Origin of the sequence: Candidatus Chloroploca mongolica, from assembly GCF_004762035.2 — a bacterium.
In the GTDB taxonomy this organism is placed as follows: Bacteria; Chloroflexota; Chloroflexia; order Chloroflexales; family Chloroflexaceae; genus Chloroploca; species Chloroploca mongolica.
The window spans coordinates 60412-81448 of sequence record NZ_SIJK02000022.1 but is presented as its reverse complement, the minus strand read 5'-3'; the positions used below and the strand labels follow the sequence as shown (position 1 = coordinate 81448).

General features: G+C 59.2%; 11 protein-coding genes. 5 read left to right on the top strand and 6 right to left on the bottom strand.

What is annotated here, in order from left to right:
- Nucleotides 1–10: 10 nt before the first annotated feature.
- The 3 genes from EYB53_RS13365 to aroB form a co-directional block, all read right to left on the bottom strand.
- Nucleotides 11–2155 carry an anti-sigma factor gene (locus tag EYB53_RS13365; protein WP_135478672.1) on the bottom strand — a complete coding sequence of 715 codons (2145 nt, stop codon included), beginning with the start codon at nucleotides 2153–2155 and terminating at the stop codon, nucleotides 11–13.
- A 2-nt stretch (nucleotides 2156–2157) separates the two neighbouring features.
- On the bottom strand, nucleotides 2158–3141 hold the full coding sequence (locus EYB53_RS13360) for an AAA family ATPase (RefSeq protein WP_135478671.1): 984 nt from the start codon (nucleotides 3139–3141) through the stop codon (nucleotides 2158–2160).
- A gap of 219 nt (nucleotides 3142–3360) precedes the next feature.
- Nucleotides 3361–4497 (bottom strand): 3-dehydroquinate synthase, encoded by a 1137-nt coding sequence (gene aroB / locus EYB53_RS13355; RefSeq protein ID WP_254151061.1) that lies wholly within the window; start codon nucleotides 4495–4497, stop codon nucleotides 3361–3363.
- Between the two features lie 611 nt (nucleotides 4498–5108).
- On the opposite strand from aroB, the gene EYB53_RS13350 reads away from it, so the two are divergent.
- Nucleotides 5109–7289 (top strand): heavy metal translocating P-type ATPase, encoded by a 2181-nt coding sequence (locus EYB53_RS13350; protein ID WP_205712654.1) that lies wholly within the window; start codon nucleotides 5109–5111, stop codon nucleotides 7287–7289.
- Here the strand turns inward: EYB53_RS13350 and EYB53_RS13345 are convergent.
- Entirely contained in the window at nucleotides 7180–7743 is a 564-nt protein-coding gene (locus EYB53_RS13345) for a 2'-5' RNA ligase family protein (RefSeq protein ID WP_167857393.1), read from the bottom strand. The two genes, EYB53_RS13350 and EYB53_RS13345, sit on opposite strands and share 110 nt — an antisense overlap.
- A gap of 278 nt (nucleotides 7744–8021) precedes the next feature.
- On the opposite strand from EYB53_RS13345, the gene EYB53_RS13340 reads away from it, so the two are divergent.
- From EYB53_RS13340 to EYB53_RS13330, 3 genes are all read left to right on the top strand, one after another.
- On the top strand, nucleotides 8022–9038 hold the full coding sequence (locus EYB53_RS13340; RefSeq protein ID WP_135478669.1) for a DNA-directed RNA polymerase subunit alpha: 1017 nt from the start codon (nucleotides 8022–8024) through the stop codon (nucleotides 9036–9038).
- Nucleotides 9039–9259: 221 nt separating this feature from the next.
- Nucleotides 9260–10477: a transcription termination factor Rho gene (gene rho, locus EYB53_RS13335; RefSeq protein WP_135478668.1), complete on the top strand. Its 1218-nt coding sequence runs from the start codon at nucleotides 9260–9262 to the stop codon at nucleotides 10475–10477.
- A 72-nt stretch (nucleotides 10478–10549) separates the two neighbouring features.
- Nucleotides 10550–11626 (top strand): N-acetylmuramoyl-L-alanine amidase family protein, encoded by a 1077-nt coding sequence (locus EYB53_RS13330; protein WP_135478667.1) that lies wholly within the window; start codon nucleotides 10550–10552, stop codon nucleotides 11624–11626.
- An 83-nt stretch (nucleotides 11627–11709) separates the two neighbouring features.
- Here EYB53_RS13330 and EYB53_RS13325 read toward each other — a convergent pair whose 3' ends face one another.
- Together EYB53_RS13325 and EYB53_RS13320 are read right to left on the bottom strand one after the other, a co-directional pair.
- The gene (locus EYB53_RS13325) at nucleotides 11710–12324 is read right to left on the bottom strand and encodes a superoxide dismutase (protein WP_135478666.1); all 615 of its coding nucleotides are present in this window, start codon (nucleotides 12322–12324) and stop codon (nucleotides 11710–11712) included.
- A gap of 30 nt (nucleotides 12325–12354) precedes the next feature.
- Nucleotides 12355–12996 carry a helix-turn-helix transcriptional regulator gene (locus EYB53_RS13320; RefSeq protein ID WP_216863645.1) on the bottom strand — a complete coding sequence of 214 codons (642 nt, stop codon included), beginning with the start codon at nucleotides 12994–12996 and terminating at the stop codon, nucleotides 12355–12357.
- Between the two features lie 212 nt (nucleotides 12997–13208).
- On the opposite strand from EYB53_RS13320, the gene EYB53_RS13315 reads away from it, so the two are divergent.
- Nucleotides 13209–21035, top strand: a complete 7827-nt coding sequence (locus tag EYB53_RS13315; protein ID WP_135478665.1) for a DUF2298 domain-containing protein — start codon at nucleotides 13209–13211, stop codon at nucleotides 21033–21035.
- Nucleotides 21036–21037: the final 2 nt, after the last annotated feature.

Sequence of the window (21037 nt, the reverse complement as noted above, 5' to 3'; positions counted from 1 at the left end):
ATACCATAATTCAAGGTTGACGCAGTGCTTGCGTTGCTTTGTCTGCTACGTGCGCCTCAGGGCTTCCGAAATCAGGCCCGGCAAAGAGATGGCGCTGGGTCGCGAGATGTTCAGCGTCAAAGGGGCGCAAGGTCGCAATCAACGCAAGCAACTCGGCACGAGTAAAACCCGTCGCCTCAATCAGCGTAAAGGCTGTTGGATCAATAAAATTGGGCGGTATGGCAGCATTGGTTGCCTCAGCGTTGCTGGCAGAATCAGGGTCACGACGCAGCGCGACGCGATACCGCTGATTGAGTCCGGGTTGCAGCGTAACTTGCCAGGGGCCTACTGTTACCTCTTCACCGGTCAGCGTCTCGTCATAGCCAAAAAGCATCATCAAACGCTGCATTTCGCCGAGATAGATCAGCGCAATGGGCATATCGATAAGATCCGTGCCGGTCAACCATAACAAGAGCGCCCGATCAGCCGCTGGAGGCGAAGTTGGCAACCAGGGCGGCGTTGCGATCGTAAGCATACGGTCAGGATCGCTGACGATCCGTTCTAGAATCAAGGGCAACGCGGGATCGGCACTTGGGAAACGTGGCGCTTCACTAAACTCACCAAGGCCAGTCCATGCTCGTTCAATCGCAAAGGCGGCACGGATCTGCTCGGCATTGAGGATAAAGCCTTCATCGAGGAGTTTCCAGGTCACGCGACTCGTCTGAGTTCCACCCGACGGACCTAGCAACTCGGTCGCACTTCGCAAGAGACCGTGTTGCAGATCAAAAGCCAGCAAAATGACCACCTGATGAGCACTCTCGGCGTCATCGGCAGGCGGCAAACCAAGTGGGCTAGAGCCAGAAAAACTGACAATCTGCACCATCCGCCCGCCATCCTGTTGTCGTCCAAGCAGGCGCAGATCAGGCGCAGTTTGGGCCTGACGTAGGTAATGAAGCGGGATCAACCACGGCCCAGTGAGGAGGCGCTCATCACGGGCACGCACCTGACCCGCCGCATCAACATCCTGATCAAGCAAGATCGGATATTCTTCACTCCATCCTGAAACCAACGACCCATAGAGTGAAGGCACATAGGCTGAGTCAATGGCATAGGAGAGGCGGCGCGCCCCGTCACCAATCTGAAGTTCATATGGTGCCCCGCCGTCGCGGTGGCTCAATTGCAAACGATGACGGGCCGGCAGGCGGGGATCAAGCCACATCTCGGCGCGCATAGGTGCCACGAGGGAGTCGCTGAAATACCAGAGTGTTTCGTAACGCGCATACCAGACCCCATTCTGTTGTTGCGGGGTTGTATACCGTTCGATAGCCTGACTAATGAGGGCCTGAGCATCAACTGGCTCGCTTGCGGTACGCTCAACGACCTGCACTGGTTGACGGAGAAAGCCAGGCAAAACCAGGATCGCAATCAGCACAAAGACACTGACGGGCACCAGCGCCATCCGCGACGTACGCCAGTTGAAGGCATGACGCTCTGCGGGTGGCGTAGCGATCTGCACAAGCTTGTGCGCCAGCGCATCGGGCAGCATCTGGTCACGCAGCGCTTCGCGGAGGGCTGCTTCGAGCGCAGGTAACAGCTTGCCCCAGGTCTGATCAAACGTGCGACAAAACGCACATGTCGCGAGATGCCCACGCACGGCCCCTGTCTGGCGTGAACCAGCCGACGGATCAACCAGCACCACCCGCACCGGCGCACACAACTCACCACTGACCCGGTCAGTCAGCGACATCCCGGCGGCAGGACCGAGCGCCCTTGCCGCAGCGATCAGGGCCTCGCGTGCTGCGGCTGGTTCCATCCCCAGCACCGTTGCCAGACGAGCGCCATCATACCCACGCAACAGATAGAGCGTCAACAGCATCCGTACGTGCAGCGGCTGACCGAGCAGACTCCGATAGAGCGGTGGCAGATCGGCAGGCAAACGGAGGGGGCGCTGCTTTTGTGGTCGGGCCTGCTCGCGGTCGGCCACGATCAACAAGCGCGCAAGCAGCGCAGACTCATCAACTGGCAGATCAGGCGGATCAGCCAGCAGATCCTTGATCAGCGCCTTGAGCAGCCTGGACGCCTGACGCTCATCGCCAGCCGCCACGAGGGCGACCTGATAGAGCGTATGCCCATAGAGCGTCAGCGTCTCTTCGATAAACTCAGCAGCGATAGCCATGATCAACGACTCAAGACTGCACCAGTGCGGTCAAAGCGGCGCCCCGAGCGTGCCCCTGGCACCGGCACCGAAGCCAGGATCTCATCGAGAATCGCCGAGGCAGTCACGCTCCGCACTCGTGCAGACGGACTAACAATCATACGATGGCCGAGGACGGGGCCGACCAGGGCCTTGACATCATCGGGCGAGACAAAATCGTGGCCGCGCATCGCTGCCCTGGCCTGGGCAGTACGATAAAGGGCCAGGGAACCTCGGGCACTCGCCCCGAGATAGATATCATCGTGATGACGGGTCGCCGTCACCACCGCGACAATATACTCCTCGATGAGATCATCAACATAGACCTCTTTCAAAGCTTGTTGCAACGCGATCAACTCATCAATCTGCGCCACAATTGGCAGACTCTCGAGTGGATGCATCTGACGTTGGCGCTTTAAGATGGCAATCTCATCGAGCCGATCAGGATACCCAAGATGGAGGCGTAGCAAAAAGCGATCCAACTGAGCTTCGGGCAACGGAAAAGTGCCTTCATACTCGATCGGATTTTGGGTGGCAAGCACAATAAAGGGCGAAGGCAACGGATGGGTCTCACCATCGACCGTAATCTGGCGCTCCTCCATCGCTTCAAGCAGAGCGCTCTGCGTCTTGGGTGTCGCCCGATTAATCTCATCAGCGAGCACAATCTGGGCGAAGACCGGGCCAGGACGAAACTCAAACTCGCGGCTTTGCTGGTTAAAAATAGACACACCCGTCACATCAGAAGGCAGCAGATCGGGTGTAAATTGGATACGCTTGAATGTCCCGCCAATCGAGCGGGCAATGCTCTTGGCGAGCACTGTTTTACCGGTACCGGGCACATCTTCGAGGAGCACGTGGCCCCGGCAGAGCAGCGCGACAAGTACCAGTTCAAGGGCCTGCTGCTTGCCAATAATGACGCGCTCAACATTCTGAAAGATACGCTCGGCAAACTCCTTAATGATGACCATGTAGCCTCAAAATTTGCGAAACCTCTTCACATAAAATGCACAGGGATCTGCATGCAGTATACCACAGTCAAGTTGCCGCTGCCGGGCATATTGGATGAGAGGGATCTGGCCTTCAACCTGTTCTTGAGTGCTGTACCCCCAACCTCGCTGCTTCGCTCGAAAACAGCCAGCTAAGCTGGCTGTTTTCGAGCGAAGCAAGGATTCCTGAGGGCCGTAGGCTTACCTTGAGACAAGAACGTCCCGCACAAGCGCCTCGGGCACATCATCGCGGATGACGACGTGGCCGATAGCGGTGGGCAAGACCCAGCGCACCCGGCGAGCCTGAACTTTTTTGTCGCGGAGGGTGAGGGCGAGGATCGCCGAAGGATCAAGTTCAGGGGGCATTGTCGTAGCGAGGCCGTATGCACCGAGTACGTGCTGCTGGTGGTGGACGAGATCCGCGCTACAAAGATTCATCGCAAGCGCAATACGGGCAGCAGCGTGCATGCCAAGCGCCACAGCCTCGCCGTGCAGCAAGGTGCCATAGCCAATCAGTGCTTCGACGGCATGACCAATCGTATGTCCATAGTTGAGGGTAATCCGCTCGCCTTGTTCGCGTTCGTCGCGGCTCACCACGCCAACCTTAACCGCCACGGCACGCCGAATGATGGCGGTCAAGCGCATCGTCAGATCATCATCATCAGGCGTCCAGCAGCCTCCAGGTGCCGCCAGACTCCAGCCACGCTCAGCAGCAAGCGCTTCGAGTTCAGCAAAGAGTCCGGCGTCACTGATCACACCATGCTTGATTACTTCAGCCCAACCGGCACGCAACTCGCGGGGGGCAAGCGTTGCGAGGGTTGCTGTATCGGCAAGCACAAGCTGTGGTTGATGGAAGGCCCCGATCAGATTTTTGCCAAGCGGGTGATTGATCCCGGTCTTGCCACCGACGGCGGCGTCAACCATTGCCAACAGCGTCGTCGGTAACTGGATCACAGCAATGCCACGCAGCACACTGGCAGCGGCAAAACCAGCCAGATCGCCAATCACGCCCCCGCCCAAAGCCAGGATTGCATCACGCCGCTCGACACCGCCACCGATCAACCAATCGTAGAGCAAGCCCAACTGCGCACTGCTCTTACTCGCCTCACCCGAAGGAACGGTCGTGAAGTTCACGGTGAAGCCAGCCGCACGCAACATCGCCACCAGTGGCATTGCATATGGTTGCGCCACAGCCTCATCACTGACCAGCCACAGCGTCCCACGCAAACCGAGGTTCTTTAACCGTTCAGGAAGGGTCATCAGAGCCTGGGCTTCGACCACCACCGGATAGCGGGCACGTTCCATCGTCACCATCAACGTCTCGGCAGCATTATCCATAGACTGTTCAACCAGCAACTTTCTCTATCAAAAGGGACGGATGATACGACGCTACTCATTGTACAATGAGTAGCATGACATGGTGCAGGCCCTTGCACATAACCTTCAGCCTGGGTTCCCGCCGACGCAGGAATGACGGGCGGGTGGGGAGGGCATTGGCCCTTTCACGTAGCGAGTTTTTTGGGGCGTCTCGATCCCGGTGGCAAGGGTGTCCCGATCGGTTTGGATGGGTGCGTATCCGTCACGACGACCGGAGGGCCGAAGCACCGCCCCCATCGCCGTGCATGGCACGGCGATGGGGGCGGTGCTTCGGCCTTACGAGGAGCAGGTGAGGCCATCGAGCGGCGCAGCAGCACCAGGGCAGGGAGAGGATGGCGGCCGCGGCGCGGTGCGCCTCCGCAGCCCGGCAGCACGTCTTGACCCACCGAACGCGCTTGCTGACGCCGCTGTACTGCATCAGCAAGCGGTGTCGCAAAAACTCTCTACCTGAGAAAGGGCTTTGGCCTGGGTTCCCGCCGGCGCGGGAACGACGGGGGCGGGGCGAGCATTGACCTGGGTTCCCGCCGGCGCGGGAATGACGGGGGCGGGGCGAGCAAGGTGAAAGGAAACATATGATGAGCACCACCACTGAGGTGATCGAAGTAGCTATCTGCGGCATGGATTGCGCCGATTGTGCGGCGCATGTGCAGCATGCGCTGGCGGCCCTGCCAGGCGTAGAACATGCGACGGTGCTGCTATCGGCAGAGCGGGCGGTTATTCGCGGTGATCCGGCGCTGGTGACATTGCCGGCGCTGCGGGCGGCGATTGAGGCTGCCGGGTATAGCGTGCCTGATCCCGAAGCTGCCGGTGAAATGAGTTCTGTGCGTGCATCTGGGGCAACGCTGACACGCCAGGTCTTCACCGTTTTTGGCCTGATCTTCGGTGCCGTGGTGCTGATCGTAGTGGTTGGTGAATGGCTCGGTCTACTCGAGGCGGCAACCGAAGCCGTACCTTTCTGGCTCGGCGCTAGCCTGGTACTCGTGGCTGGCTGGCCGGTCTTTGCCAATGTGCTTCGTGCGGCCTGGCGGCGCCAGATCATTGCCCATACGCTGATGACCGCCGGGGTTGTCGCGGCACTCGCGGTTGGTCAGTGGGCGACGGCGGCTGTCGTGGTCTTTTTTATGCGGATCGGCGATTATGTCGAACATCTGACCGCCGAGCAAGCCCGTCGAGCGGTGCGCAAACTCAATGAACTGGCCCCACAGATGGCGCTCGTTGAGCGAGAGAACGGAGAATATCAGGTTCCTATGGCCGAGGTGCGTCCAGGTGACATCGTTATCGTCAGACCCGGTGGGCAAATTCCGGTTGATGGCCTTGTTGTCAGCGGGCAAGCGACGATCAATCAGGCCGCGATTACAGGCGAGTCAATGCCAGTCGAGGTAGGCCCTGGCGTGCAGGTCTATGCTGCGACGATTGCGCAACTCGGCAGCCTGCGGGTAAGGGCGGTGCATATCGGGGCCAACAGCACCTTCGGGCAGGTCATTCGGATGGTCGAAGAGGCCGAGGCGAACCGGGCACATGTGCAGCGCCTGGCCGATCGCTTTGCGACCTGGTTTCTCCCGGTGGTGCTTGGCCTCGCCCTCCTGACGTTGCTCGTGCGGCGTGATCCACTGGCAACGGCGGCAGTACTTGTTGTGGCCTGCTCGTGCTCCTTTGCCCTGGCGACCCCGGTAGCAATGCTCGCCTCGATAGGCAATGCAGCACGGCGTGGGTTATTGATCAAAGGTGGTCGTTACATCGAATTGCTCGCCCGCGCCGATGTACTGCTGGTAGATAAGACCGGTACGTTAACCATGGGGCGTCCGACGCTGACCCACATTGTGCCTTGCCACCCCGAGTGGAACGAAAGCGATCTGCTGGCCCTCGCCGCTACAGCCGAGCGGTATTCAGAACATCCGCTGGCCGAAGCGGTACGCGAAGCAGCACGCCAGCGCAACCTACCCCTCGCAGCCCCAGATAATTTTAGCGTTGTGCCAGGGATTGGGATCAAGGCAACGATCAGCGGGCAAGAAGTCATGATCGGCAGTGCCCGTACGCTGGTTGGTGAACAAACTCTGACCCCAGAAGTGGCACGGCGTGAGGCTGAAGGCGGCAGTTTGCTCTATGTGACCCTGGACGGTGAATTCATTGGAGTGCTGGTAGCCACAGATACCGAACGACCCGACGTGACGCTTGCGCTGACAACCTTGCGGCAGATGGGGCTGCACGAGATCGTGATGCTGACCGGCGATCGTGAGGCAACGGCAGCAGCGCTCGCCGAGCATCTTGGCATTGCATACCGAGCCCAGTTATTACCTGACGACAAGCTCGCACTGGTGCGAACGTATCAAGCACAGGGGCATACGGTCATCATGATTGGTGACGGCATCAACGATGCCCCGGCACTGGCGCAGGCCGACATTGGGATCGCGATGGGCGTGACTGGGATTGACATCGCGATTGCAGCCGCCCCGATCACCTTGATGCGTGACGATTGGACGTTGCTTCCCGAGTTGCTCGCCCTTTCACGACGGACGATGGGCATTGTTCGTGGCAACCTCGGGTTTACCGTAGCCTACAATCTGGTTGGCCTGAGCCTGGCGGCCCTGGGCTTCTTGCCGCCAATTGTTGCCGCCGCAGCCCAATCGTTACCTGATCTAGGCATCATGGCGAACTCGGCCCGGCTCCTCCACAAAGACTCAGCACATAGCGTTCATACGGCTGTTCAGGACGAATATCGACCGCACCCAGGGCCACAATCCGCCCATAGATAGCAACAACATACTCGCGGCAGATAGCGATCGCCCGGGCCGTCTGAGCATCAGTCAGGCCGACCGCCAGCGTACAGTGGGGGATCCACGTCTCGGGGGTATAGTGGCTCCCCACTGACATACCAGTGGCAACAACCGCCTGGTAGAGCGTCTGTTGGATTTGCAAAAGGGCAAGGGTGGGTGTGGGGGCAAGAAAGACAATGCCATCACGAGCGAGAAAGGTCGCTGCAGTGGCAAAACTAATCTCGAACGGAGCAGTGGTAGCTGCGATCGCGCTCAGGAGGGGACGTAGCGCATAGGTATGCAACTGAGAACTAGCAAGAACCGTGACATGAGGGCGCATACCATACGCATCAAGCCGGGGCGTACCAAGCAAACGTGACAGCGTTGCCCACAAGTCACGTACCGCAGCCTCGGCGTGGTTATCCAAAAAAAGCTCGATAACACCTGTGTGCATCGCCTTGCATTTCAGTTGGTGGCATAGGGAACTTGCCATTGTACGGATATTATACCCGCCAGCGTCAACATCGGATAGTTGCAAAATGACAGGGATGCGCTACAATACTCACGTGATCAAAAATAAGTCACTCACTTGCTGAATGGGCGACGCAGATGCGTTCGGCCCAATTAGTGTTGATAGCCACTGTTATCCTTCATACGATCCAGACGTAGCAGAACACGATGATCCTGGGCGCAGGATCATGGATCAGAGCGAGCAGAGACAACGAGAGCGCTATGCAGAAATCAGAGCCGTTGATCATCCAGCCGCGGGTACACCTGATTGCGGCGGGTACGAATTATGGACGTTTTGCGATTGAACCACTCGAACGTGGTCATGGGAGTCCTCTGGGCAATGCGTTGCGACGAGTTCTTTTTTCGTCGATCCCAGGGGCTGCCATCACGCGGATCAAACTGGGCGGGGTCATTCACGAATTTTCGACGATACCAGGGGTGATTGAAGATGGCACGCAATTGGTCTTGAATGTCAAGGGCCTCCGTCTGCGCTCATATTCTGAGCGTGCCGTCACGATGCAACTGGTCAAGCGCGGCCCTGGCCCGGTGTTTGCGAGTGATATTGATGCACCGAGCACCGTCGAAATTGTCAATCCTCAGCATTATCTCTGTACGATTGACGATGAGTCGATGCTTGAGATGCAGTTGACCGCTGAGCGTGGGCGTGGTACTAGCCTTGCCGATAATAATAGTGGTCTCAGTATTGGCGAAATTGCGATTGATGCGCTCTTCAATCCTGTCCCTCAGGTCAATTTTCTGGTTGAGCAGGTAGGGGAGAGCTTTGATACCATCTATGAGCGGTTGATTCTTGAGATCTGGACAGATGGAACCATCAAGCCGGGTGATGCGCTGGGGCATGCTGCGCAGGTGTTGACCCAGCATTTTGGGCGCATTGCGATCTTTGATCAACCTGAACCATCGGCTGAAGTGGTCGCCCCCGTGGGCCGTGCGATCCCTGCTGATGTGTATAATCGCACGATTGACGAACTAGGGTTGAGTACGCGTACCTATAATAGTCTGCGTCGTGCTGATATTACGACGATCGGACGCCTGCTTGAACTTGATGACCGCGCCCTCCAGGGTATTCGCAACCTGGGGCCCAAGGGTGTCGAAGAGATTCGGCTGCGTCTCGCCACCTTTGGCTACCTTGAGACTGGCGATCAGTTTGCCCTCGAAGGCAGCGAGCACGAGGGACACGAGTTTTTGTCTGACCAGGCCGAACCATCGCCAACCTCGTGAGTCATCATTCCCGATGCGTTTAGCCAGATTTTCGCGGAGAGGATACCTTCCTCTCCGCCCCTTATGCCCAGCATAACCAGGAAGCACACGACACCGTGTCGCTCCTGTTTCCCTCACCAGTGCGTGCTACTACCTGCTCGTGTATCCACATCGAAGTCTCGTACACTCCATCGTGTGCGTTTTGTCTGGTGTTGTCCAGATGAAAGGAGGAAAGAGCGCCTATGCCAAGAGGATCAAAGAAGGGGATTGTGCCTGACGAAAAGGAGGCGCAACTGCCAACGCCGCCTGCCCAGGCTAGTGAACTAGCTGGCGGGCCAGAGTTAGCGGCAACCACAGGCGGCAGTGGGGTGCTGGACATTGGCCCCGAAGGGTTTGGCTTTTTACGAGGCCCACGGCTGCTGCCCGGTGGCAGCAATGATATCTATGTGGCTCAATCACAGATCCGGCGCTTTGCCTTGCGCACCGGCGATGTCATTGCGGGACGCGTCCGTCCCCCGCGTGAAGGGGAACGCTATCCGTCGTTGCTCTGGGTTGAGCATGTCAATGGTGTCTCGACCGAAGTAGCGCAACAGCGCCCAATCTTCGAACGACTCACCCCGATCCATCCACACGAACAACTGATCCTTGCGACGGAACCTCAGATTCTTTCAACGCGTTTGATCGATCTGATTGCCCCGATCGGGCGCGGTCAGCGCGGTTTGATTGTTGCCCAGCCCAAGGCTGGCAAGACAATGTTGCTCAAAGCTATTGCCAATGGGCTCACGGCCAACCATCCCGATTTGAGCTTGATTGTCCTGCTCGTCGGCGAACGCCCCGAAGAAGTAACTGATATGCGGCGCTCGGTCAACGGCGAGGTCATTGCGGCAACCTTTGATGAGCCGGTTGAGGATCATATTCGGGTCGCCGAGTTGACCCTCGAACGCGCACGTCGCCAGGTTGAGCATAAACGCCACGTGGTCGTTTTGATGGATTCGCTCACCCGTCTTGCCCGAGCCTATAATATCGCGATGCCTTCGAGTGGGCGGACGCTGTCGGGCGGGATTGACCCGGTCGCCCTCTATCCACCCAAACGCTTCTTTGGTTCGGCACGAGCGATCGAAGAGGGTGGCTCGTTGACGATCCTGGCGACCTGTCTGGTTGATACCGGAAGCAAAATGGATGATGTGATCTTTGAGGAGTTCAAAGGCACCGGCAATATGGAACTTAATCTCGACCGGAAGTTGGCCGAGAAACGCATTTTCCCTGCGATTGATATCAATCGTTCGGGCACGCGCCGCGAAGAGTTGCTGCTCGATCTGACCACGCTGCGGCAGACCTACGCACTGCGCCGGATGGTGAGCATGATGGGCGACAATGATGGAACCGAGTTGATGCTCACCCGCATGGCGAAAACGACCTCGAATGCGGATTTTCTTGCCACCCTCGGCAAACGCGATTAACGACGTCTACAATTTCATGTTATGGTGAGAAAATCCTTTCCAGTACGCTCTGGCTTGATCCTGTGTCTCCTGATGAGCCTGATCCTAGGTGCGTGTGGTCTGGTTCCTGCGTCCGGCGCTCTTCCGAGCCCAACGGAACCACCTCGGCACACCGCTGCGGTATTGCCAAAACATAGCCTGCCCGCGCCTGAGCCAGCCGTGCAGGTACCAACGGCGACCAAGCTACCTACGGCAACGCCCGTTCCCACGCGGGTGCCGCCAACGCCAACACCAACGGCGACACCTCAGCCCGACCTGCGTCCTGTCGTTGGTTTGCAAGTTGGGCATTGGAAGATCGAAGATCATCCTGATGAGCAAGCGGCCCTACGCAGGTTTTCTGGGGCCTATTATCGCGGCTACGATGAGTGGGAAGTCAATTTTGTCATCGCCGAGTTGACCCGCGATCGCCTTGAGGCTGAAGGAGTCGTGGTCGAGTTGCTGCCTGCAACCGTACCGATTGGGTATGAGGCTGATGTCTTTGTGAGCATCCACGTTGATGGAGTGACCGGGGCGCAGGCGGCGACCCGGCGGGGCTGGAAGGTGGCGACGCCCTTCCGAGCTTCCCTCGCCTCGCAGCGTCTCGAGGCAGCCATTGCCACAACATATCCTGTTGCTACAGGCTTGCCAGCTGATCCGCTTGGGCCATCGTATGATATGCGGGCCTACTATGCCTTTGCCTATTATCGCTACTGGCACAGCATTGCCCCGACAACGCCAGCCGTTTTGTTGGAGGGAGGGTTTATGACCCATCCTGATGACCGGGTGCTGATCTTTCAGCAACCCGAACGGATGGCTACAGGTCTAGCCAATGGCATTCTGGCGTACCTGGAAGCATACCACCCGGCAGATCCAGACGATCGGGCTTCAATTGGGCCAGCCATGTTGCGTCCGATTGCCGCCGACACGCCCATCTTCCCGCGCGCCGACGAACGCCAGACGCCGCTTCTGCGGGTTGGCCCTGCGCAGCCACTCGTCCAAGTTGCCCAAAGCCGCGAAGCTGACTGGTATCTCGTCTTTACTCACGGGGGATCATGGGATCTCGGCTGGATCAGGGCCAGTGCCGTCCGCGACACCGGCGAACCACTTGAACCGCCCCACCCACGTCCGTGAGCCACAGTATGTAAGCTTATATCTTACACATAAAAAACAGCCAGCAAAGCTGGCTGTTTTTTTATGTGGAAAGCAACAATAGCTTACGCACGAGCCGCGTCGTACAACTCGGCAACCTTCGCCCAGTTCACCACATTCCACCAGGCATCAACATAGCCGGCACGCTTGTACTGATACTTCAGGTAATAGGCGTGCTCCCAGACATCCAGACCAAGGATCGCCTTCTTGCCCTCCATCACCGGCGTATCCTGATTGGGCGTGCTCGTAATCGCAACCGTACCATCAGGATTGACAACCAACCAGGCCCAGCCAGAGCCAAAACGACCGATGGCAGCAGCTTTGAACTTCTCTTTGAACTCAGCAAAACTACCAAACGCTGCCGCAATTGCGGTACCGAGCGCACCAGTCGGCTCACCACCAGCATTTGGCCCCATCGTCTCCCAGAAAAGCGTATGGTTCCAGTGGCCGCCGCCATTGTTGCGTACCACCATACGAATAGCCTCGGGCAGCGCATCGAGGTCGCCAATCAACGCTTCCAGACTCTTGTCCTGCAGATCGGGATAATTCGCGAGCGCATTGTTCAAATTGGTGATATACGTATTGTGGTGGTTATCGTGGTGAAAATGCATCGTCGCCTCATCAATATGAGGCTCAAGTGCAGTATAGGCGTATGGCAAGGCGAGCAATTCGAACGGCATAGATTCATTCCTTTTGATATTCAGAAAAGATTACACAGGGATACGATAGCGGCAGCAATGTTCACCGCAGGCAATGGAACTTTCACGGACAAGCGGCGCACCAAGGAGCGCCTCGTAGAGGCGTTCTTCCTGAAGACAGATCTGGCTGTACTTGCGTGCAACACAGTCAATCGGGCAATTGTACTCAGTCAACACAAAGGAGCCATCATCTTCTTCGACCCACTCGCACATATAACCCTGCGCAGCAAGCAGGTTAGCTAACGTTTCGACTTTCTCACGCCGACTCTTATCAGCAAGGTGAGGACTAAACTCTTGCAACATCCTTTCGTGACGTTGTTCGAGCACCTCTTCGAGCACCATCGCGCCACCGATATGTTCGAGATAGTGCAACAGATCAAGCACCAGACGGTCGTACTGTTTGGGAAAGCGAGCTTCGGCTTCGGGTGTCAGCACATAGAGATTAGAAGGCCGCCCGATCTGACGACGCAAGCCCGAGACAGACACAAGCTTGTCGCGCTCGAGAATGGCAAGATGCTGGCGGATGCCAACTGCGCCGATGCGTAGGTGTTCACTCAACTCCAGCGCAGTCATCTCACCATAACGACGCAGCAACTGGAGAATGCTTCGTCGTGTGGAACCTTGCTCTTTACGCTCAGTCGTGATGGTATCCATTGCTCTACGGCTTTCATGCTGATGCACTGTCGCTGAATCATGACTGGCATCGCATACCATGCATTACGAAACCTATAACGAGTATAACATTGTCATTTTGGCACTGTCAAGGTTAAGGCAACTTGCCGCATAAGGATGGGGTTTGTATAATGAACGCGATGGATAACGATCAACCAAACTCCCCTCCCCATGCCTCTCGGCTAGCAGGTTCAATGCCTGTCTGGCTGTCGCGCCTTTTGCTGTTGCTCATTCTCTTGCTGGGGGCCTATTTTCGTACGCTCAGCCTCACCGATTGGGATGCGGGTACGGGGCAGCATCCTGATGAGCGCTTTTTTGCCGATGTTACCTCCAATGTCCGGTTGCCTGCGAATCTCGGTGAACTCTATGATTCGGCGCGGTCGCCGCTGAATCCGCGGAATAATGACCGGTTTCCGTTTTTTGCCTATGGCCCCCTGCCAGTCTGGATGGCCCGCACGGCTGCCGTTGCCCTGACACCCGATATGCGCCCCGATGGGACACCCAATTTTCCGGCGCAGGTGCCGAGTATCAATGGGCCACCTCGTGCTGGCCTTGATCCAACGCGACCGCAAGAACGCCGCACCGATCTCGGCCCCCTCGTGGATAATCCCGAAGCAAGCTTTGTTCGCCTGACCCCGCTGATTGCCGTGCTCAACCCCGAGGGGCGCAATCTGACGATGTATGGCGATATCCAAAAGGTTGGGCGGAGCCTCGCGGTGCTTTTTGATCTCGGGTCGTTGTTCTTGATCTATTTGATCGGGCGGCGCCTCTTTGGGGTGCGCGTGGGGTTGCTCGCGGCTTTGCTTGGCGCGATGGCCGTGATGCCGATCCAGCAGTCCCATTTTTTTGTTGATCCGATCTTTTCGACCTTCTTTGCGCTGTTGAGCATCTACTGGATTGTGCGGATGGCCCAGGGCGGTGGCCTGCTCGTGGCAACGCTCGTTGGTTTCAGCATCGGCGCGGCCATGGCCAACCGGATTACGATGGCGACCCTCGGTGGCCTGGCCATCGTGGCGGCACTGATTGCCGCAGCACGTTTTGTGCAGACCCAACGCAGCCAGGCTGGTCAAGCCACGTACCTGCCGTCACTTGTGTGGCCTCTGCTGGCACGCTTCTGGCGGCGCGACTTTCCGTTGCTAGTGCTCGCCGGGGCAATGACGCTGTTGAGTTTTCGGACGCTCTCGCCCGATTCGTTTACCGGGTCACGCCCCGATTCGCCGGTTGTGGTGAGTGACGGGCACGGCGGCGCGGGGTTGCTGCAGGGCGCCGGGTTCCTTGATGTGCGCCTTGAGCCGCGCTTTCTGTCGGGGCTCAGCAGTGTGAGCGGCCTCGTCAGCGGCGAGGTTGATTTTCCACCGTCGCAACAGTGGGTCGCCCGCACAGCGTACCTCTTTCCCTGGAGCAATATGGTGCTCTGGGGGATGGGGCCAGCGCTGGGCCTGGCGGCCTGGGGTGGCTGGCTCGCCTTTGGGCTTGGCGGGGTGCGCCGGGTGCTCTGGCCGGGCCGTGACGATCCGTTGGTCAGTGCGGCATGGGTGCCATTTGCCTGGGTGACTTTCTATTTTCTCTGGCAGGGTGGGCAGTTTGTCATTACGCTGCGCTACCTCTTGCCGATCTATGGGCCGCTGATCATCTTTGGAGCCTGGGGCCTCGTGCGCCTGTGGTCGTGGCGCCGCACACCAATCACGCTACCCCGACTTCCCGTCGCGCTGCAACGCCAGATGCCACCTGTGCTGCTCTTTTCCGTCATCCTGCTCACGCTGGGTTGGGCCTATGCGTTTACCCGCATCTATGCCCAGCCTCACTCGCGGGTGATGGCGGCCCGTTGGCTCGCCGACAATGCGCCCCCAGGTTCCTACGTGATGTCGGAAACCTGGGATGACGGCCTACCCCTCCAGGTCACGCGGGCCTCGTGGGGCCAGACCTTTCAGGGCATTTCGTCGGCCCCGTATGCTGAAGATGAGTTGCGCAAGTATGTCGGGGGGCTCGGCGGCGATGGGCGCTTCGAGCCGGGTCTGCTTGATCAACTGGATCAAGCCGATTATATTACGCTGACCAGCAATCGTGTTTATGATAGTACGTCGCGCTTGCGGATGCGGTATCCCGCGTTAATGCGCTACTATCAAGCGCTCTTCAATGGCGAACTTGGCTTTCGCCTCGTCGCCGAAGTCACGTCCTACCCACGGATCATGGGAGTCGAAATCCCTGACCAGGCCGCCGAAGAGGCGTTTCATGTCTATGATCATCCGAGGGTGCTGATTTTTGCCAAGACGCCGGCCTATTCACGGCAACGCGCCGAAGCCTTGCTGATCAACGATCTGCTCTGGGGCGAGGTCTACAAGTCGTCAGTACGAGTGGCCGACCGCAATGTGGCGGCGTTGCGCCTGACTGATGCGCAGTGGCCGCTGTATGCCGCCGGTGGTACCTGGGCCGATTTCTTTCAACGACCGGCGTTGCTCGCGGCGCTTGCGCCGCTCTTCTGGGTCATCATCTTGCAATTGATTGGACTGGCAACCTTTGCGCTCGGCTTTCGCTGGCTGCGCTGGCTGCCGGATCGTGGGTATAGTCTGGCAAAGATGGTCGGCTTGCTGCTCGTGGCATATGCAGCCTGGTTGATGGGGAGCCTGGGCAATCGCCCTGGCATCCCCGGGCGTGGTGTCGAGGATGCGCTGGGCTGGGGGCCATTCCCGCTCGCCTTTGCCCCAACGACGCTCTGGCTGGTCACGATGCCGCTGCTGGTCGCCGGAGCGGTGGCTGCCTGGTTGAACCGGGCGAGCCTGGCCGACTTCTGGCGGACGCGCCGGAGCGCCATTCTTGGGGCGGAGTTGGTTTTCCTGAGCTTTTTGCTGCTTGGCCTGCTGCTACGCTGGTTCAACCCTGACCTGTGGCACTACGCCCGCGGTGGCGAAAAGCCAATGGATTTTGCCTACTTCAATGCGGTGCTCAAGAGTGCGGCTTTTCCACCGTATGATCCCTGGCACGCCGGCGGGACGATCAACTACTACTATTTTGGCTTTGTCATCGTTGGTGCCCTGACCCACCTGAGTGGCGTGGTGCCGAGCATTGCCTACAATCTGGCAGTGGCGACAATCTTCGCGCTCACAGCTGTCGGGGCATGGGGGCTTGTCTATAATGTCCTGGCCCAACCCGCCTCGGCGTCGGAGCACGATCTGGCGAAGACCGGGGAGCGACGCGCCATCGTCGCGGCCCTGCTTGCCCCGATCTTGCTGCTCGTCCCAGGGAATCTCGCCCAGGCGCTCTGGTATCTCAATGGTTACGCCGCTGAGCAAGCGACCAGGGGGCGCGGCGAATGGGCCTATTGGGACGCAACGCGCATTGTTGAGGGCACCGTCAACGAGTTTCCCTTTTTCACCTTTCTCTTTGGCGACCTGCATGCCCATATGCTCGTGATGCCGTTGAGTCTGGCGCTGCTCGGGCTTGCGGTGGCGTATCTGCGGATGCTGCCGTATCTGCGGGTGGTCACGAGCACCCCGGTGTGGCGGGAGATGTGGGGCGTGATTGGTCTGGTGGTGCTGATGGGCCTCTTTGCCGGGGTCATCAGGGCGACCAATACCTGGGATTACCCTTCGTTTGTCGGGTTGGCGGGATTGATTATGGCGGGGGCCGGCTGGCGGGCGAGTCGCGCTCAGTTGCGTGGCGAACAGGCGCGGTGGCTCTGGACCCTGATCTGGGTTGCCGTGCCGCCGTTGGTGATGGTACTACTCGGCAATCTTTTGATCATGCCCTTCACCTCGAATTTTGCCACCGAATCTTTCGGGCTCGCCCTATGGCGCGATGATCGTCACGCCAGCCTGCTGCTGCAGGTCGCACTCGCGCAGCGCACAACGCTCGGCGAATTCTTGTTGCTCTATGGGCACTGGCTGGTCGTGACGCTCGTGGCTGGCGCGATGCTAGCGCGGCGGTGGCTCAAGCCTGTGCCGCTTGCCGTGAGCGCAGGGGTGCTTGTCGTGCTCGTTGTTGTGATGGTCAGCCTCGGCTTGCCGGCGATCCTTTTGCTCGGACCACTGGTTGGCGTGGGCATCTGGATGCTCTGGCGGATGCGTCGAGCGCCCTACGATCTCGTATTACCGATGCTCTGGCTGGTTGCCGCGCTCGGGCTTGGCGTGCTCGTCGAGGTCGTGGTGGTCAAGGGCGATGTCGGGCGCATGAATACCGTCTTCAAGTTTGGGTTGCACACCTGGATGCTCTTTGCGCTTGGCGCAGCGGCGCTCTTGCCGCGTCTCTGGGCACCTGGGCGCAATGCGAACCGCGCAACGGCGTTGCTCCGAGGCACCTTCGTGGTGCTCGGCGCAGCGGCACTGGTCTATCCGCTGACGGCGACGCCAGCACGGATCGGCGATCGCTGGAACCCCGAAGCCCCCCGTGGGCTCAATGGCGCAGCGTTTATGCAGTGGATCAACGCCGAGCGCCACGGCAACGCCTTTGCCCTCAACGAAGACGCGGCAGCCATTGCCTGGCTCCAGGCGCATGTCGCCGGAACGCCGGTGATCCTCGAGGCGCATCAACCCTCGTACCAGTGGGCCGGGCGGGTCGCAACCTTCACCGGTCTCCCTACGATCCTCGGCTGGGAATGGCACCAGATCCAGCAACGCAATGCGGTCAATGCGAATGCGGCGATTGCCTTCCGCCAGCAAACGATCGAGACGATCTACACGACCACAGACGTGCCCATAGCGCTAGATCTTCTCCGTGACTACGGCGTGAGCTATGTCTATGTGGGCAGCGTCGAACGCGACCTCTACAGTACCGACGGGTTGGCGAAATTCGCGACGCTGACGGCCTCTGGCGAACTGGAGCGGGTCTTTGCCGAAGGCCAGACAGCAATCTATCGCGTGGTGAATGCTGGAACACCACAGATGCTGACGAGCGACCGTGTGCTGGATCCTCCGGTGATGGATCTCACCCCGCCACTGCTGCTGGACACCCCGGTCAATCAGTTACCTGCGGTTGATGAATTTGCCTGGAACCCCTTTGTCCGCGAGAGTTCGGTGGCCTCGCTGCTACTCTGGCTTGCGGTCTTCTATGGCTTGGCCGTGCTCGGTCTTCCAACGGCGGTGATCATCTTTGGTCGCTGGCGCGACGGCGGTTTTGTCTGGGCACGCGTGCTTGGCTTGCTCTTGCTCGGGTACGCCGTCTGGCTACCGACCAGTCTCGGGCTATGGCGCTACAACTACCAGGGCGTCCTTGGCGGCCTGATCCTTGTCGCCGGCCTCAATCTTGGCTTGCTTGGATGGCTTGGGCGGGGCGCTGAAGCAACGCTGAGCGGTCGCATCAGGGCAGGGCTACGGCAAATGCTGGCGATCCTGCGAACAAAGCGCCGCGGCATCTTCTGGAGCGAAGGGATTTTTCTGGGTGGCCTGCTGGCGCTAGCGCTGGTACGTGCGTTCAACCCCGATCTCTGGCATCCCATCTGGGGCGGTGAGAAACCGATGGAAGCCGGCTTTCTCTATGCGATCTTGCGCAGCCCGGTGATGCCGCCGTTCGATCCGTTTTTCAGTGATGGTTATATCAATTATTACTATTACGGCTTCTACCTGCTCTCGCTGCCCATCAAGCTCACCGGCACAGCCCCGGCGATTGGCTTCAACCTGGCGGTCGCAACGCTCTTTGCGTTGACCGTAGCGGGAGCGTTTGCCATCGTGTCCGAGTTGACAGGACGGGTGCGCTACGGATGGCTGGCCGTCGCGCTGGTCGGCATCCTGGGCAACCTGGCGAGTTTCTTTGCGACAGGCTGGTCGCGGGGCGCAGCGGCGGTGTGGCAGGCCTTCCGTGGTGGCAGCCTGTCTACCTTCGGGGAGCGCCTGGGCGATTGGTACATCGGGCCGAGCCGGGTTATCCCCAATACCATCAACGAATTTCCTGCATTTACCTTTCTCTTCGCCGATCTGCATCCCCATATGATCGCGCTGCCGATTGCGTTGTTGCTGGTGGCGTGTGCCTTTGAGTTAAGCCGGTATCGTCATGGGCACCCTGCGGCAGAACGCTTGCCGCAAGCCCCGCGGCTGGCGTGGTACACGACGCTGGTGGTAAGCGCGTTGAGCCTGGGCACGTTGGCGGTGACAAATGCGTGGGACGTGCCAATCTATGCGCTGCTGCTTGGTCTGGCACTGCTCGGTGGCGCGTGGCGGTCGGTGGGGCGGGGCGAACGCGGCATTCCGTGGGCAGCGCTGGGTCAGGCGATGGTTGTCGCAGTACTGGTTATCGCAGGCGGGTTACTGCTCTATGCACCCTTCTTCGACCACTACTGGGCCCCGGTCGGCGGGGTAGGGGTGGTGGCGTGGGCTGATGGCACGCAGATCCGCGACTACCTGGTCATCTACGGCTTCTTTCTCGCGACCCTGATCCCCGTCTTGCTCGGTGGCTTGCAACGGGTCTGGGGGCAACACCGGGTCGCCGGTGATCGCCCGGTGGTGACAGCCCTTGGCATCAGTCAGCGCCTCTCGCTTGGCATCTCAGCCAGCTCGCTTGTCTATCTGGTGGGCCTGTTGCTGCTTATTACCACACTCGTGCCGCAACTCGGGTTGCGCATGGCGCTGGCGTTGCTCTTGCTCGTTGGTCTCTTCCTACTTGGGCAGCGCAGGCTCGCCAATGCAACCTGGTACGGCTTTGTGCTAGCCTGGGTTGGCCTGGCCGTCTCGCTGGGCATCGAACTGGTCTATATTCGCGATCACCTCGCCGGGGGCGATTGGTATCGCATGAATACGGTCTTTAAATTTGGATTTCAGGTCTGGATCTTGCTTGCGCTCGCAACCGCGATCAGCCTGCCCAACCTGTTGCGGGCGTTACGGCGCACTGGCGGCAGACCAGCGCAGACGGCGGCGCTGACGGTACAGGGGCTCTTGCTGGCAATGATGGCGCTCTACCCGCTGGCTGGCATTCCCTCGCGCATTGCCAACCGGTTTGAAGTGCAGACGGGGCTGACACTCGATGGCAGCGCCTTTTTGGCGCAGGCCGGATTTGGCTATAGTTGCGCTGCCTTTGGCGGCTGCGCCCCTGGCATGAACGAGGCCTTTATTGATCTCCGTGGCGACGCCGAAGCGATTGACTGGCTCAACAAAGAGATCAGTGGCACACCGATCGTCGTGCAATCAAACCTTTCTTTCTACCGGGGCTATGGCATTCGCATCGCCGCCAATACAGGCCTGCCGACCGTCGTCAGTGCCTTGCATGTCAACGAGCAGCGCGATCCACAGGTTGCCGCACGGCGTGATGCCGACGTCGAGCGCTTTTACAAAAGCCCTGATGTCGAAGAGGCGTTACGCTTCCTGGCACGCTACAATGTCGACTATGTCTATGTGGGCGGGGTCGAGCACGCGATCTATCCTGCCGAGGGGCTGAGCAAATTCAAACAGATGCAGGGCATCTACCTCGACCCGGTCTTTGCCACCTCAGCCGTGCAGATCTATGCGGTACGGGGTGTGCCATCAAGCTACGCACGACCCGAGGCCGAAGTTGGCAGCAGTGGTATAACTAATCTCCCTGGTGCGCCAATCACGGCACCTGCGTCTGATCTGGCCGAGCTTGAAGCGGCGAATCGCGCCAATCCAACCGACGGCCCCACGGCTTTTGGCCTGGCCGAGCGCTACCGCAATCTGGGGCGGCTCGACGAAGCCGCCCGCATTCTCGAGGCACCCGCCCTGGCGAATCCTGATGACATTGGCGTGCTGCACCTCTGGGGCGATATTCTGGCGGACGCCGGACGCTACCGCGAGGCCGAAGAGGCGTACCTACGGGCGGCTCGCCGTCAACCAAACGGAGGCAACTGGAATAAGCTTGGCGCGGCCCTGTTGAGCTGGGGCGAGTTTGACAAGGCCGAGATCGCGTTGAGCCAGGCGGTGGCCGCAAATCCAAATGAGCCTGAACCCTATTTTCGCCTCGGCCAACTCTTTCGCGAAATCGGCGACCGCGACCGCGCCCGGGCCATGCTTGAAACCTATCTCCAACTCGCGCCCGATGGCCCCTGGGCCGCCGAAGCGCGCCAGTTATTGCAGGTTGAGTGACC

Coding starts and splice junctions, on each gene's coding strand:
- EYB53_RS13365 (WP_135478672.1), bottom strand. CDS start 2,155: ATGGCTATCGCTGCTGAGTTTATCGAAGAGACGCTGACGCTCTATGGG.
- EYB53_RS13340 (WP_135478669.1), top strand. CDS start 8,022: ATGCAGAAATCAGAGCCGTTGATCATCCAGCCGCGGGTACACCTGATT.
- EYB53_RS13345 (WP_167857393.1), bottom strand. CDS start 7,743: ATGCACACAGGTGTTATCGAGCTTTTTTTGGATAACCACGCCGAGGCT.
- EYB53_RS13320 (WP_216863645.1), bottom strand. CDS start 12,996: ATGGATACCATCACGACTGAGCGTAAAGAGCAAGGTTCCACACGACGA.
- EYB53_RS13360 (WP_135478671.1), bottom strand. CDS start 3,141: ATGGTCATCATTAAGGAGTTTGCCGAGCGTATCTTTCAGAATGTTGAG.
- EYB53_RS13315 (WP_135478665.1), top strand. CDS start 13,209: ATGCCTGTCTGGCTGTCGCGCCTTTTGCTGTTGCTCATTCTCTTGCTG.
- rho (WP_135478668.1), top strand. CDS start 9,260: ATGCCAAGAGGATCAAAGAAGGGGATTGTGCCTGACGAAAAGGAGGCG.
- EYB53_RS13330 (WP_135478667.1), top strand. CDS start 10,550: ATGAGCCTGATCCTAGGTGCGTGTGGTCTGGTTCCTGCGTCCGGCGCT.
- EYB53_RS13325 (WP_135478666.1), bottom strand. CDS start 12,324: ATGCCGTTCGAATTGCTCGCCTTGCCATACGCCTATACTGCACTTGAG.
- EYB53_RS13350 (WP_205712654.1), top strand. CDS start 5,109: ATGATGAGCACCACCACTGAGGTGATCGAAGTAGCTATCTGCGGCATG.
- aroB (WP_254151061.1), bottom strand. CDS start 4,497: ATGGATAATGCTGCCGAGACGTTGATGGTGACGATGGAACGTGCCCGC.